Raw genomic sequence first — 14353 nt, forward strand, 5'->3', positions numbered from 1 at the left:
GCTTTCTGTCGTGTCAGCGGCCGGTATCCAATGCGGGCGCAATTAATGCTGCGTAAACAATGCGGGCCGATGCAGCGGATGTGTGATTTGTGAAAGTTCTAAGTCGTCTGATGGTTAGTGCGCCTTAGAGACTATGACGGTTTTGCAACAGCGTCATTACCGGGCAACGACTTCGACTTCACCGTCGACGCCGTTGCTCACGTTGAACGGGCGCTCGAACACCTTGCCTTCGTTCTTCGCGATCACGCGATATTCGCCTTCCGAAAGGATCACCTTTGGAAAGGCGCCGTTGTATTCCTTGATGACGTCACCGGCGGGCGTGATGACCGACCACGCGGTGTTGGCGAGCGCTTCGCCGCCCCTGTCGCTCACGAGCTTCAGCGTGATGACCGCCGCGCGATGGGTCACGGTGACATCGGTCAACTTGCCCGCCTGCACGCGAATGTCCGAACGCACCACAGAGTTCGCGTCGCCGTAGTTCGAGATGATGTAGTAGGTGCCCTCCGGTACCAGCAACACATCGCCCGCGGCGACGTTCTGCGCGAGCGGTGCACGCTCGCCGACTTCGAACTGGCTGCCCTTGTAGATCGAGAACGTGATCTGACCCTGCGGGATCTTGGTGGTGCCGACGCGGCCCTCGATGCGCAGGCCGCCGGCGGGCAGATCGAACTGTTCACGCACCGTATCGTTGCGCAGCGTGACCGGACGGACCGCGCTCACCAGACCGAGCGAGGCGTGAACGACATATCCGCCGGGCGCGAGCACGATGTTCGGCGTCGGGCTGCGATCTTCGCGGACAAGCTGAAAAGCGCCGCTGGCGTCCGGCTTGTCGGAATAGACGCGCCAGATCACACCGCTGCTGACGGCGGGCAGGTCTTTTCCGAACCGCGCATTCAATGCGAGCACGCCTTGCGAGGGCGTCGCCGCGGGCTGCGGCGGAGCGGCCGTGGTGACCGGCGGCTGAGTGAGGGTTGCCGGCAATCCCGGCGTCGCGGCTGGGCCGGACGGCGGCGCAAGACTGATCGCCGGCCCCGACGGCGTGGGCGCGATGGGAACATTGGCCGGAGGAATTGGGGGCGGCGCATCGCCAATGAACTGAGCAGCCGCGGGCTGCGGAGCGACGAGCACCACCAGCCACGCCAGCCCGCACACCGATGCCAGTGCGTAACGACGCAAAGCATCAGGCGAGCCGGTGCGCGCGGCGCGCACGGCTATCCTGCGGCGGTGTCCGGGGGCTGTCATGGCGGAGGTTTTTCACCGAAAACGAGGCAAATTCAAGCCTGACAACGTGCTTGACTACCCTTCCGGGGCTCCCTTGAGGAGAATAACGCCTTCTGCGCGAGGACAGGCCGCGCTACAGTCACATTTCCTGATTACGCGAGACGCGTGTCCCCGACACAATCACACCCATTTCGCGTTCTGATGGCCGAATCCGGTCAAAGGCGACCGATTCGCTGTTATCAGCCCCCAGGAGACATGCGTTGCTTGAGAGTTTGATTGGATTTCGACAGAACGGCGCAAGGAACAAGATGGAGCTGGGAGCGCCAGTCATCAGAAAGCCGACGATCGGGCTCGCGCTCGGCGGCGGCGCAGCACGCGGGTTCGCTCATATCGGCATTCTGCGAACGCTTCTCGCTCACGGAATTGTCCCGGACATCGTGGTCGGAACGTCCATCGGCGCCGTTGTCGGCGGCTCCTATGCCGCAGGACACCTCGACACGCTGGAGACCTGGGCCCGGGGCCTGATGCCGCGCAATATCTTCAGCTATCTCGACATCCGGCTCAACGGCTCCGGTCTGATCGGCGGCAGCAAGCTCGCGGCCCAGCTCGAAGCATCGTTCGGCGCCACCTACATCGACGAACTGCCGCTGAAGTTCGCTGCGGTTTCCACCGAGGTGAATACGGGCCACGAAATCTGGATCACCAACGGAAAGCTGGTCGACGCGGTGCGCGCGTCCTACGCCCTGCCCGGCATTTTCGAGCCGGTTCTGATCGGCGATCGCTGGCTGGTGGATGGCGCGCTGGTCAATCCGGTGCCAGTGTCGGCGGCCCGCGCGCTCGGCGCGGAAATCGTCATCGCCTGCAATGTCTCGACCGACGTGTTCGGACACGGAACCATCATCTCCGCGCATGGCAGGGTCGATGCCGAGCCCGAGCCGCCAACCGAGCCGGCAGCGCCGGAGAAGCGCGGCTTCGGAAAATTCTTCTCGGCCGAAAAAACCGTGAAGCGCGAATTCTTCGGCAGCGCCGGACGTCCGGGGATTTCGACGGTGATGGTGGAGGCCTTCAACATCATGCAGGATCGCATCACGCGCTCGCGCCTCGCGGGCGACCCGCCGGATGTTCTGATCTCGCCGCGCGTCGGCAAGGTTGGATGGTTCGATTTCCACCGCGCCGAGGAAATCATCAACCACGGCGTGCGCGCGGCTGAGCGCAACATCGAATCGATTCAGGAAGCGATCAACCTGCTCACCCCGACGGCGAACCAGACGCCGGGCACGGCTCAACCAACGCAGCCCTGACGATTGTCGTCATTGCGAGCGAAGCGAAGCAATCCAGTCATCACATCAGATGGATTGCTTCGTCGCTTCGCTCCTCGCAATGACGAGGTGCTTCCATCAGCCAGACTGATAACGCGTATGACCTACGCCGTCTTGATGTAGTCGTGCAGCGCTTCCTGCTCGCGCTCGAATTCCGCGACACGCCACTTCACGACGTCGCCGATCGAAATCAGACCGACGATCCTGTCGTTCTCGACCACGGGCAGATGCCGGAATTTTCCGGACGTCATGACTTCCATGATCGCGCCGACAGTGTCGGTTTCCCGGCAGGTGATGACCTTCGGCGTCATCACGCTGCGAACCGGCTCTTCGAGAACGCCTGCGCCGCGCTCGCCAAGCACGCGCACCACGTCGCGCTCTGAGAGGATGCCGTCGATTTTCTGGCCGCTCATCACCAGGACGGCGCCGATGCGGCGCTCGGAGAGAATCTTGATCGCCGCCGAAAGCTTGGTTTCCGGCGACACGCTGATCACCTGGTGGCCTTTGGTACCCAGAATTGCCCGAACCGTCATTATAGCCTCCCGAAACTCCGGCCGCGGGATTGCGCGTTGACGTCGTGCGCGGCGCGGCTTTCAATTCTGCTGTCGAGTCAAACAACGTATCGTCTGATTTGTTTCTCGCGCCTCCAGCGTCGTCGATGGCGATGATGGAGCAAATACCACCTGCTCGCAAGACTGCAGGTATTGCGCAGGTCAGCCAGAAGCAACAGGCACGGGTCAGTCTGACGCAGGCGGCAAAACGCCAGCATTGTTGTCCTGCACAATCGCGCGCGGCACCGGGTCGAACAATGAAAACAACACCAGACCGGCGATGAAGCCGCCGATATGCGCCTGCCACGCGATGCTCTGTGCCGACGCGCCGATGGCGATCGCGCCGAGGCCCGTGATGATATTGAGGCCGAACCAGACGGCGAGGAATCCAAGCACACTCGAGTTCTGCAACGACCGCACCAGCGAAAGTGCGGGTACGCGCGCCGCAGCTTCCGCATCGCCGCGCCGGAACGACAGGAAGCTTCCGTGCTGGAAGGCGAAGCGGATGGCTGCGGCCATCATGCCGGACACGGCGGCGGATGCACCGATCATCGGCGCAACCTCATGCTGATGCGTCACCAGATGCGCGAACGCGCCGGCAATCGCGGTCACGGCGAAGAATGCAAAGAACCGCACCGTGCCGAAGCGGCGCGCGACCGCGCTGCCGAACGGGAGCATCCACAACATGTTGAATGCGATGTGGGTGATGTCCGCATGCAGGAAGGCGTAGGTCAGGAATGTCCAGATCTCGGCGCCGACACCGCCGGGAAACTGCCCGGCCAGCACCGATGCGTCGTAGCGCGCGGGCACGAAGCCGAAAGTCCAGATCACCTCCTGATCGGTGGCGAGCGGCAGCAGGGCGCGCACGCCATGGATCGCAGCCATGATGACGAGGATAGCCGTCATCCCGAACGGAATGGTCAGGATCGGTTCGCGGGGCGATTCAGGAGAGTTCAAGGGCACACAATGTCCGAAGCGGGGCCAGCTTCTGAGATAGGCGGCTTTGGCGGTGCGGTGCAAGCACAAGGGCCGGTCCGGAAAAGAAAAAGGGAGGGCTTTAAGGCCCTCCCCTGGTCTCGCCGGTCTTCCTGTACGGACTGTCCGGGTAAGAGCGCTTCACGCTCCGGGTATCCCCACCCCTCCCCGTACAATGACCAGATCGTTTTCCGCCGCCTGTATTCAACCTTGAGTTCACAACCGCCGATCCCTGGAGAAGACCGGCAACTTGGAGTGGCTGGACACTAACCGCCCTGCGCGTTTCCACGAAGCTCATAGTTAAATTAATCTTAACAACGCAAATCCGGCTGGGAGAAAGCCAAATCCCCGCTCCGGCATGGACGCTGCACCTCAAGTCCCGCACAACAAGAAGGGGCCTCGCGGCGCCTGAAAGCGGGACAAATCTGTCCCGCCATCGTCGTCAGCGGGGCGGAATCGGGTCATGAAGCATCCAGCAAGCCAGGAATTCTACGCCTACTGGGACAGGAAGCGCGCCAGCGCGGCCGCTCCCGAGCGGGGCGATCTGGAACCCGGCCATGTCCGGCATCTGCTTGGCGACATTTTCGTACTGTCCTGCGATGCCTCCGCCGGCTACCCGTTCCGGGTGGCTGGAACCCGGATGTGCGCCCTGTTCGGCGCCGATCTGAAGGGGCGAAGCGTCCTCAGCCTGTTCCGTGAGGCCGACCGCGGAGAGATGCAGGACATTCTCGGAATTGTGGCCCACGAAACCCAGGCGACCATCGCCGGCGCGACCTCGCTGGCGCCGGATGGAACGCGCATCCATCTCGAACTGCTGCTGCTGCCGTTCAGCGCCCGCTCGCACGCGCCGATCAGCATGACCGGGCTGCTTGCGCCGCTCAGTCCCGTCGGGGAGTTGCAGGCCTATGGCAGTCTGAAAGACTTCAGCCTCACCTCCTGGCGTCATTTGAAGCAAGACCGGCGCGGACCGCGTGCGCTCCGGACGTGGTCGCTAATCCGCGGCCTCACCGTGTACGAAGGCATTCGCTAAGACAGCGCACTTCGTTAGGGCTAACACATCGTTAACCGTGAGCGCCGTAAGGTTCATCATACCGAAAAACCGGTCGACCGGTGTGATGATGGCGTTGGTGCAAAGACAATCGATCCGTCCGTCCGCTCAGGAGCGGCGACGCTTTCAGCGCGTGAAAGTACATTTGCTTGGCCGCTACATGCTGGCGGACCGGCGCGAATTTCCATGCCAGGTCATCAATATGTCTCCCGGCGGCCTCGCCATGCTGGCGCCCGGCATCGGCAATGTCGGTGAGCGCGTGGTGGCCTATCTCGATCATATCGGCCGCGTCGAAGGCAAGATCACCCGCCTGCTCGACAACGGCTTTGCGATGACGGTCGGCGCGACGCCCCGCAAACGCGACAAGCTCGCCGCCCAGCTCACCTGGCTTGCCAACCGCCAGATCCTCAATCTGCCGGAAGACCGCCGCCACGACCGCATCGTGCCGCGCAATCCGATGTCCGTGCTCAAATTCGGCGACGGCCGCGCCATCGCCTGCCGGATCATGGACCTTTCACTGTCCGGTGCGGCCCTTGCCGCCGAGATCAAGCCGCTGGTCGGCGAGCCGGTCACCCTCGGCCGCGTGCATGCCCGGGTCGTCCGCCACCTCGAGGAAGGCTTCGCGATCGAGTTCGTTCACCCGCAGCTTCCCGAGACTGTCGAAGACAACGTAAGCGCCCAGTAAAGCGCTGCGGTTACCAAATCTCTGATTTTGAGCCTTCTCAGGGCGATACCCCACATCCGGGTATCGCCCTGAAGCATTTTGGGCGCTTGCCGGGAGATCGGGCCGCGCCCGCGCCACATCAAAATCATCAGCAATATCAATTGCCTGATCGTGGATAGATAAAATTTGAATCAAATCCAAGTATTTCAAATTTTAGGCTCATTTTATTCAAGTATAGATCGATTTATCCGCAGCTTTTACTTGTATTCGTCTCAATTGTACTTCGACGACTTAGCCGTGGCGAAAATCCTTTGTGTGAAAAGTGGTCCCAACAAGAAAAACGGGGGCCACAATGTTTTCAATTCGTGGACGGGGAGTCGGCCTGGCGGTTGCCGCCAGCCTGTTGGGGATGACGGTTGCGGCGCATGCCGCAGGCGAACGCGTACTTTATGCCAGCCTGGGCGACACCACACGTGCGCCGATCGGCTGGGTCGAATTCTGCGCCGAGAATCCCGGTGATTGCCGGGGCGGTGCGACGCAGGCCCGCGACATCGTGATGACGCAGGCGGCGTGGAAGGATCTGCTGAGGGTCAATCGCTGGGTCAACGAGACCATCAAGCCGATGACCGACATGGATCACTGGGGCGTCATCGAGAAGTGGTCGTATCCCACCGACGGATATGGCGACTGCGAGGACTATGTCCTGCTCAAGCGCAAGATGCTGATCGACGCCGGATGGCCGCGCGAAGCGCTGCTGATCACGGTGGTGCGCGACAAGAAGGGCGAAGGCCACGCGGTGCTGACCGTCAAGTCCGACAAGGGCGAGTTCATCCTCGACAACCAGAACGAGGACGTCGTGTCGTGGACCGAGACTGGCTACCGCTTCGTCAAGCGTCAGTCGCAGACCGATGCGCAGGCCTGGGTGTCGCTCGGAGACTCGCGTCCAGCCGTCGCCACCGCAAGTTCACGCTGAGATTTGGAGCATGATCGAAACGTCATGCTCAAAAATGAATACTTGAAGTCATAGGAATCCACGCTCCGGTCGTATCCCCACCCCTCCCCGTCCCAGACCGGATCGTGCGCGGCCAGCCTCCCCCAAGGCTGGCCGCAACTTTTTCCAGACCACCCGCGACGCCGCCTCACCGGAACCAAGTCGCCGGCGCGGGTTTGACTCCCAGTGGCAAGCCTCGGAGGCGAGGATGCTGAGCCTTCTGTTTGGCGCACTGTTGATGTTCGGCGGCCTGATATTCCTGGCGGCGCAGCCGATGTTTCGGGCGCGGCTCAGTTCTGTCAGACGAACGCCTGCGGCGACGCCAGAACCCACCCTGGAGCCATCCGAGCCCGCTGCCGGATTCCGCCTGAAAGAGACATGGCCCGGTCTCGCGATGCGCGCGGTCGGCGCGATCCTTTTGCTTGTGGGCTAAGGCGCACAGCAAGAAGGGCGCGCCGGGTTTCCGGACGCGCCCTTCCCTAATCTCGCTGAACCAGGCGGAAAGACCGCCCTGTCCGAAGCCATGATGGCTTAGCGGGCGGCCTCAGCGAGGTGACAGCGCTTGGTTATAGACACTGGACCACCTCCTTTCGGTTGTTGACAACAACTTCAATATAATCGCTCCGCGCGCGAAAGGCAGCGCGTCGTGCTCAGCTTTTAGTCCAATCCTCCGGGGTGGAGTTCCAGAACGAGCCGGACGGCGTGGACCGCTCCGAACATTGCGAGAATAAGCGCGCTGTTCGTTTCGCTTAATCATCCGGAAACCATCGGCCACGGCGCCGGGTATAACGCCACATGTTTGCCGACGGCGCGCGCTTTTTTCTCTACAAGCGACGGTGAACACGGGGATCGGCCACATGGTGCGATACGCGATCATCAGGGACGGACGAGATTTTATCGTTCAGTCAGAGGAGCAAAGCGTCCTCAAATGCGCGAGCAGGCGCACGGCCGCAAAGCTTGTGGCGGATGCAAAAGGCCTGATGCGCGATGATACCGCGCGAGCCGCGCAGAAACCAAAAGCCGCACAAGCCGCGAGTCCCGGCCGCAACTCGTAGCGTTCAGGGCTTGATCGCCCAGACCAGATGAGCGGGCATCGGCAAAACGACCTTCCCGTTGTTGAGATAAGCGCTCGCAGACGAGCAGATGTCGGCCTTGATCGACGCCAGCCGTCCGGGCGATTGCAGCTTGAGCATGCCGCCCGTGCGCGCAGTCCCCTTGAGAAGCGCCTGAAAGAATTCGTCCGGGGAATTGAAGACCCACGTTTGATCGACGATCTTGGTGCCGATGTCGCGATAGCCGCACCGGGTCAGCGCATCGTGGCAGTTGGCCGGGTCGCTGTAGTAAAAGAACGGCGGACCGGGAGGAAGCTGGACATCGGGGTCGCCCAGCAACTGGATCGCCTGTATGGGAATGGCAAATCCGGGCACTGTTGGCTGTGCCCCCCACGCCGTGAACGCCAGCCTGCCGCCCGGTTTCAATACCCGGTGCATGGCCTTCAGCGCATGTTCTGGCCGGTCCAGATGCAAAATGCCGAAGAGCATCGCGACGGCATCGAAGCTGTTGTCGGCATAGGACTCCAGACTCTCAGCATCGCCCTCCGTAAAAGCAATATCCGGATGAAATGCGCGCGCCCGCTCCACCATCGGCGCCGAGAAATCGATACCGCTCGCCTTGGCGCCCAGCCGCTGCGCGGCGGCGGCGAGATAGCCCGGCCCGCACGCGACATCCAGCAGGGTCGTACCGGGCTTCACCTGCAAAATGTCGAGGATCGCAGGTATCGACTGTTGGGTGAGACGGCTGAACGAGGCGTCATAGTCATCGACAACGGTCTGCCAGGCGTCGTGCTCAAATTCCTTGAAAGCTGAATGCATTGCATCCCCGCTGCAACGGTTGAAGAACAACTGCAAAAATCAATCGCCGTAAAATAATGCCGGTGCTTATAGCGCAAACAGCGCCTCTGCTCACCGATATTCTTCGATCCGGTCCCGCAATGGTTCAGCGCCGTCGGAGATCGCGCAGCTCACGGTGCTGAAGTTATAGGCATCAGCTCCTGCAGCCGCGCATCCTCACCCGATCTTCTTCAGCCCGGCCTTGAAGCGCTTGCCGTTGTGCACGTAGTGCGGCGCGCCGTAGGTCATGGCGGTGACCTGCTCAGGCGTCAGTGTCTTGATCGCACGTGCCGGTGCGCCGATCACGAGCGCACGATCCTCGAATGTCTTGCCTTCGGTAATCACAGACCCCGCGCCCACGATGCAGCCCTTGCCGATCCGCGCACCGTTCATGATGATCGCGCCCATGCCGATCAGCGCGCCATCCTCGATGGTGCAGCCGTGCAGGATGACGTTGTGGCCGATGGTGCAGTTCCTGCCGATGGTCAGCGGGAATCCGGGATCGGTGTGAAAAGTACAGTTGTCCTGCACATTGGAGCCTTCGCCGATCTCGATCAGTTCGTTGTCACCGCGCAGCACCGAGCCGAACCAGACGCTGGCGTTGGTCTTCAGGCGCACGTTGCCGATCACCGTCGCGGTCTCGGCGATGAAGTATTGTCCGTCGGCAGGAAGTTCGGGCGCGCGCCCGTCAAGCTCGTAGATCGCCATTCTCTTGTCGTCTCCAGTAACGCGCTTCAGATCGAGCGCGGAAAATCCGGAGCGACCATGCCATGAATGAACAGGGTCTGGCGAGTGTGGGAAGTGCTGGAAATCAGGCGATGATGCCGGCGGTTTCCAGCAGCATCAGGACGAACGTGCCGGACATCATGCTCCAGAACCCGGCGATGACGGTGGCCATCGCGACGAACTGAACCCGTCGGCCTTCGATCGTGCGGCCGCGCACGGTATTGCGCATGATGATGAAGGGTGCCGCGAACACCAGAAACGGCACGGCGGCGAAAGCCTTCGCGCTCGCCTCCTGCATCAGCAATCCGAAACCGGGGGGCTTTTCCATGAAAGCCTGAAAGCCGCTGGTCAGCGCCCCCGCAAGCGCAAATCCAATGAAAATGGCGAAGAAGGAATTGAGGGCTTCAGGCGACATCCGTCGGGACTCACAACGCACGAGAACAATTCGATGCACACACCGGTGTCATGCGATCCGCAGTGCCGGCTGGCTCGTCCCTAGGCTTCGCAAAATGCCGCCGTGCTCGCTACTTTATCCTTAAAGAAAGGTTAACAGCGCGGTGGCGTTCGGCCCCGGACGCATGGCTCGGACAGGGTCCGCCCGCACGGAACCCGGGAGGAAATCACCCGGCGCATGGCATAATCGCCGCGATTCGGCGCTCGCATGGCGAGCCACCTCCTGGAACGTCTGTCTTCTGCTCATGGCTCTGTATTCTTCGGCAACGCCCCGACCGGCTCCCGCGCGGCGCGCCCAGCGCGGACACTTTGTGCCATTCCTGATCATGGGTGTGATCGGCGGCTGCGCGGTCGGAGTGGTGGCTTATCTTCTGTGGCCGACCTGGGGTGTCGAGAAGGCCGGCGATCCGTCGCGCCTGCCGATCAGCATCGGCAACACGCTGTTCAACGTGCCGACCCAGGCGATCCGCGTGAAGGTGCAGAAGCGGACCGGCCCGCAGGAACGCGTCGATCTCAACTTCGCCTATCCGTCGCTTGAAGCGCCCGAGGCGCGGCAGCCTGTGAGCGCGGAAACTGTCGAGGACAATCTGCCCGAGATCGACCGCATCTTCCTGTCGATCGCGGCGCATCACGATGCGCTCTCGCCGGACGAGCGGACGCGGACGATCTACCCGCGCTATCTCGATCAGAATGCCGGAAGCATTCAGGACGGGCTGAGTATCCGGCCGTTCCGCGACAACACGCCTTACGCGAACGAGGATCTGGTTTACGCCTCATCGCCTCAGATCATCGCGCGCTGCACCCGCGATGCGAAAACGCCCGGCATGTGTCTTGCCGAGCGCCGTATCGAAGGAGCGGATTTGACGTTCCGCTTTCCGCGCGGCTGGCTGTCGAAATGGCGCGACGTTGCGGGCGCGATGGATCAGATCATCATCAGGATGCGCAAGCCGCACGGCTAGCGCGTGATCAGACCTCTTCCTCGATATCGGTTTCGAGGATCGCCATCTGGAACTGATAGGACCGGTCATCGTCCTCGTCATCGACGAACAGCACGCCGATGAACTCCTCGCCGATATAGACCTCGGCCGAGTCGTCCTTCTTCGGGCGCGGCACGACGCGAATTTTCTGATTGCCGAACAGCCGCTTGAGATAGGCGTCGAGCTTTCTGACTTCCGTAACGTCCACGGGCGTTTCTCCAACTGAACAATGATTGTTGGCGATAGCTTTAAAACGATCCGGCGCAGACCGCTAGGCCTGCGCCGCGATAAATCGCAACCAGCTTGGATCAGTTGCCGAAGGCGTTGAGCATCTGGTTCATGGTGCGCGACGGCTCGGCGCATCCGGCCTCGCCGACGATCTTCGCCGGCACGCCCGCAACGGTGACGTTGTTCGGAACCGGCTTCACCACCACCGAACCCGCTGCGATGCGCGCGCAATGTCCGATCTCGATGTTGCCGAGGATCTTGGCGCCCGCGCCGATCATCACGCCGTGGCGGATTTTCGGATGACGATCCTCGTTCTCCTTGCCGGTGCCGCCGAGAGTGACACCATGCAGGATCGACACGTTGTCTTCGATCACCGCGGTCTCGCCGACCACCAGACCGGTGGCGTGATCGAGGAAGATGCCGCGGCCGATCTTCGCAGCCGGATTGATGTCGGTCTGGAATTCCGCCGACGCGCGGCTCTGGATGTAATAGGCGAAATCCTTGCGGCTGTTGTTGTAGAGCCAGTGCGCGAGACGATGCGCCTGAAGGGCATGGAAGCCCTTGAAGTAGAGCAGCGGATCGATGAAGCGCGATGTCGCCGGATCGCGATCGAACACTGCAACGAGATCTGCACGGAATGCGTTGCCGAGATCAGGCTCGGCCTCGAGTGCATCATTGTAGGCCTGACGGATCAGGTCGCCGGACAGCGCCGAATGATCGAGACGCTCGGCGATACGATGCACCACCGCATCCTCGAGCCGGTCGTGATGCAACACGGTTGAATAGATGAACGTCGCGAGTTCCGGCTCGCGCTGCACAATCTCTTCAGCCTCGGCACGGATGCGGGTCCAGACCGGATCGACGGTCGAAAGGGCCGACTTTGTATCAAGTTGAGGCTTGGCCATGATCAAGGGTCCGGCTGATGAGCGTTGAGGAGATATTACCACATAATGGGAAGTTGAAAGGCCGCAACAGTTGCCAAGGTTGACGTTGGAATAATTATCTCCCGCCTCCGTAGAATAATTACCTACATCTCCCCGTCACAGATGCATGTCATGGCCGTTTAGCCAGGAACTCCAGAACGCCGTCCTTATAGACGCGATCGCCCACCGCGCGCATGTGATCGCGATTTGGAATATCAAGCACTTGCGACCCCGGAATGACTTCCGCAAGCCGGGACGCCGAGCCTGCGATGTCGTCGGTCGTGCCCACTGCGATCAGCGTCGGAACGGCAATCGCGGCCGCTTCGTCGCGTGTCATCAGCCGCCGGCTACCGCGCAGGCACGCCGCAAGCGCCCTCCGATCCGAGCGGGTCTGATCTGCAAACGCACGAAACGTCCGGCCGACCGGATCGGTGACGTCGTCGAGCGATGCCGCTTCCAGCGCCGAGGCGACGTTCTCACCCGGCCCGCCCCCTTCGATCAAACCCATGCCGATGCCGCCGAGGATAATGTTGCGCAGGCGCTCCGGACTGCGCTGGCCGAGATAGGCGGTGATGCGTCCTCCCATCGAGTAACCCATCATATCGGCGCGTTCGATGTTCAGATGATCCATCAGCGCGCGCACGTCACCGGCCATGGTGCCGATGTGATAGTCCTCGGAGTCGTACAGCTTGGTGGACTCACCATGCCCGCGCAGATCGAGCGCGATGACACGGCGTCCCGCCTTGGTCAGTGTCGACGTCCATCCGGGATAGGCCCAGTTCACATTCTTGCTCGACGCAAAGCCGTGCACGAGGACGATCGGATCGCCCTCTCCTTCATCGAGGTACGAAAGCTCAACGGAGCCGTTTTTAAAACTCGGCATCTTGTCGTCCAATGTTCGTGGGAAGTGATGTGGCCGGAGCGGCCCGCGATGCGAGGCGTGAAGTTTACCCGGATGCAGCCAACAAGGCCAGTCTACTGCTTCGTCATTGCGAGGAGCACTTGCGACGAAGCAATCCAGCCTTGTTTTATAAGAGTAGATTGGAGTGGATTGCTTCGCTTCGCTCGCAATGACGAGGCGTTACAACTGAGCCTCAGCAAGCTCGCGCCGCGCGCGTTTGAGTTTGGAGCGTTGAATCCATGACAGCGTCAGCCTTTCGGTCGTCGCCTTGATCGAGGTGATAAATCCGAACAGCGCCAGCAATGCGGCAAACACCCACCACGCCAGATTGAATGCGCCGGCGGTCAGCAGCAGCGCGCCGCGGCCGAGAATTTTCACAAGGGCGCGGGTCTGGCTGCCTTTGGATTCCGCGAGCTTTGCAGCGCGCGCGACATCCTTCGGCCCGTCGGCGATGCGCAGCACGTCGAGCGCGCCTTTGGTGCCCGCCTTCTCGCTGACGCGGCCGACATCCTTGGCGAGACGAACCAGAGCGCCCGCCTTCTCCGCCTTGAACGCGGCCTTCACCGCGCTGATGGTCTGGCCGGGACGCGCGATCGATGCGGTCGCGACCGCCTGTTGCAGCATCGGCGCATCGACCACGCCGCGCGCAGAGCGCCCCGCCCATTCGGTGAGGCCCGCGCCGAGCCGGCCCACCTTGCGCGCGTCCTTCACCATCGACAGCCCGGCACGCACCGGCGTCGCGCCACCGGCCGAAACGTATGTCGCCGCCGTTACCAACAGGCCGACGCTCGCCAGCCCGAGCACCAACTGATCGGCGTTCTCGCCCGTCGCAAGCCGCTTGCCCTCGCGCACCACATCGCGGATGTCGCCGAACACGAACAGGTCGCCGGCGACCGTGCCGGAGAGGCTCGCCACATCGTCCGCCTCGCCGGTCACGAAGCCGGTGGCAAAGCGCCGCGCCGTACTGGCGGTGGAATTCTCGTCAGTGACCGCGGCATCGACCCTCGCCGCCAATCCGGACGGCAGCGCGACGCCCCTGTCCTGCGCCAGATCGGTGAAGCTTTTGGCCAGATCGGCGTCGTTGTCCGCGAGCGCCTGCGCGGCGCCCTGCCCGATGGCCGCGGCATTCGTTCGCAAGGCGGAATTGACCTGGATGTCCGACAACTGGGCCGGGTCGTCCTGAGCCAGCAGCAGGGCGGAGGCCTCGCGCGCATGGGGCCACAGCGCGGCAAATGCCGCCGCAGAAGCAGCCGCGCCCGCGAGGGTCAAACCGATGCGCCAGAAACCCTTCATACGGACAATAACCCCTGAATGTCCCGCCGGTTCGAGACCATGACTGGCCGATGACATGGTGTGCCGTTTTTCGGACACAACCTCCCCAACGAAAGAAGGGCTTTCCCAAGGCGGCAGGATTGTGTCGAATTCACATGCTGACTTCTGCGGCGAATTGGACGAATCCGATGCCGCAATCTAGGAATAAGCTGTAT

The 14353-nt window shown here is 62.0% G+C and carries 16 protein-coding genes; 6 read left to right on the top strand and 10 right to left on the bottom strand.

Features of this window, described 5'->3' with window-relative positions:
- Window positions 1–156: 156 nt before the first annotated feature.
- A complete protein-coding gene (locus tag HMPREF9695_RS12640) occupies window positions 157–1242 on the bottom strand; it encodes a hypothetical protein (protein WP_244434386.1) in 1086 nt (361 codons plus the stop codon).
- Window positions 1243–1481: 239 nt separating this feature from the next.
- Between HMPREF9695_RS12640 and HMPREF9695_RS12645 the strand changes: the two genes are divergently transcribed.
- Window positions 1482–2522, top strand: coding sequence for a patatin-like phospholipase family protein (locus HMPREF9695_RS12645; RefSeq protein WP_024919061.1), 1041 nt, complete (start codon window positions 1482–1484; stop codon window positions 2520–2522).
- Between the two features lie 122 nt (window positions 2523–2644).
- On the opposite strand, the gene HMPREF9695_RS12650 is transcribed toward HMPREF9695_RS12645, so the two are convergent.
- The gene (locus tag HMPREF9695_RS12650) at window positions 2645–3073 is read right to left on the bottom strand and encodes a CBS domain-containing protein (protein WP_006021236.1); all 429 of its coding nucleotides are present in this window, start codon (window positions 3071–3073) and stop codon (window positions 2645–2647) included.
- A 204-nt stretch (window positions 3074–3277) separates the two neighbouring features.
- Window positions 3278–3997, bottom strand: coding sequence for a rhomboid family intramembrane serine protease (locus HMPREF9695_RS12655; protein ID WP_041712767.1), 720 nt, complete (start codon window positions 3995–3997; stop codon window positions 3278–3280).
- A gap of 532 nt (window positions 3998–4529) precedes the next feature.
- On the opposite strand from HMPREF9695_RS12655, the gene HMPREF9695_RS12660 reads away from it, so the two are divergent.
- The 4 genes from HMPREF9695_RS12660 to HMPREF9695_RS12675 all read left to right on the top strand — a co-directional run bounded on the left by HMPREF9695_RS12660 (window position 4530) and on the right by HMPREF9695_RS12675 (window position 7202).
- The gene (locus HMPREF9695_RS12660; protein WP_006021238.1) at window positions 4530–5096 is read left to right on the top strand and encodes a PAS domain-containing protein; all 567 of its coding nucleotides are present in this window, start codon (window positions 4530–4532) and stop codon (window positions 5094–5096) included.
- 88 nt (window positions 5097–5184) lie between these two features.
- Window positions 5185–5799 (top strand): PilZ domain-containing protein, encoded by a 615-nt coding sequence (locus HMPREF9695_RS12665; RefSeq protein ID WP_024919058.1) that lies wholly within the window; start codon window positions 5185–5187, stop codon window positions 5797–5799.
- 331 nt (window positions 5800–6130) lie between these two features.
- Window positions 6131–6751 (top strand): transglutaminase-like cysteine peptidase, encoded by a 621-nt coding sequence (locus HMPREF9695_RS12670; protein WP_006021241.1) that lies wholly within the window; start codon window positions 6131–6133, stop codon window positions 6749–6751.
- A gap of 226 nt (window positions 6752–6977) precedes the next feature.
- A complete protein-coding gene (locus HMPREF9695_RS12675) occupies window positions 6978–7202 on the top strand; it encodes a hypothetical protein (protein ID WP_006021242.1) in 225 nt (74 codons plus the stop codon).
- A gap of 625 nt (window positions 7203–7827) precedes the next feature.
- Here HMPREF9695_RS12675 and HMPREF9695_RS12685 read toward each other — a convergent pair.
- From HMPREF9695_RS12685 to HMPREF9695_RS12695, 3 genes are all read right to left on the bottom strand, one after another.
- A complete protein-coding gene (locus HMPREF9695_RS12685; protein WP_006021243.1) occupies window positions 7828–8640 on the bottom strand; it encodes a class I SAM-dependent methyltransferase in 813 nt (270 codons plus the stop codon).
- A gap of 195 nt (window positions 8641–8835) precedes the next feature.
- Window positions 8836–9366 (bottom strand): gamma carbonic anhydrase family protein, encoded by a 531-nt coding sequence (locus HMPREF9695_RS12690; protein ID WP_006021244.1) that lies wholly within the window; start codon window positions 9364–9366, stop codon window positions 8836–8838.
- 103 nt (window positions 9367–9469) lie between these two features.
- Window positions 9470–9799 (bottom strand): DUF6949 family protein, encoded by a 330-nt coding sequence (locus HMPREF9695_RS12695; protein ID WP_006021245.1) that lies wholly within the window; start codon window positions 9797–9799, stop codon window positions 9470–9472.
- A gap of 283 nt (window positions 9800–10082) precedes the next feature.
- Between HMPREF9695_RS12695 and HMPREF9695_RS12700 the strand changes: the two genes are divergently transcribed.
- A complete protein-coding gene (locus HMPREF9695_RS12700; RefSeq protein ID WP_041712317.1) occupies window positions 10083–10796 on the top strand; it encodes a hypothetical protein in 714 nt (237 codons plus the stop codon).
- A 7-nt stretch (window positions 10797–10803) separates the two neighbouring features.
- Here the strand turns inward: HMPREF9695_RS12700 and HMPREF9695_RS12705 are convergent, their stop codons facing one another.
- The 4 genes from HMPREF9695_RS12705 to HMPREF9695_RS12720 form a co-directional block, all read right to left on the bottom strand.
- Window positions 10804–11022, bottom strand: a complete 219-nt coding sequence (locus tag HMPREF9695_RS12705; protein WP_006021247.1) for a DUF3126 family protein — start codon at window positions 11020–11022, stop codon at window positions 10804–10806.
- Between the two features lie 100 nt (window positions 11023–11122).
- A complete protein-coding gene (gene cysE, locus HMPREF9695_RS12710; protein WP_006021248.1) occupies window positions 11123–11947 on the bottom strand; it encodes a serine O-acetyltransferase in 825 nt (274 codons plus the stop codon).
- Window positions 11948–12095: 148 nt separating this feature from the next.
- Window positions 12096–12848, bottom strand: a complete 753-nt coding sequence (locus HMPREF9695_RS12715; RefSeq protein WP_006021249.1) for an alpha/beta fold hydrolase — start codon at window positions 12846–12848, stop codon at window positions 12096–12098.
- Window positions 12849–13046: 198 nt separating this feature from the next.
- Window positions 13047–14159 (bottom strand): hypothetical protein, encoded by a 1113-nt coding sequence (locus HMPREF9695_RS12720; RefSeq protein WP_006021250.1) that lies wholly within the window; start codon window positions 14157–14159, stop codon window positions 13047–13049.
- Between the last annotated feature and the right edge of the window lie 194 nt (window positions 14160–14353).

Source organism: Afipia broomeae ATCC 49717, assembly GCF_000314675.2.
In the GTDB taxonomy this organism is placed as follows: domain Bacteria; phylum Pseudomonadota; class Alphaproteobacteria; order Rhizobiales; family Xanthobacteraceae; genus Afipia; species Afipia broomeae.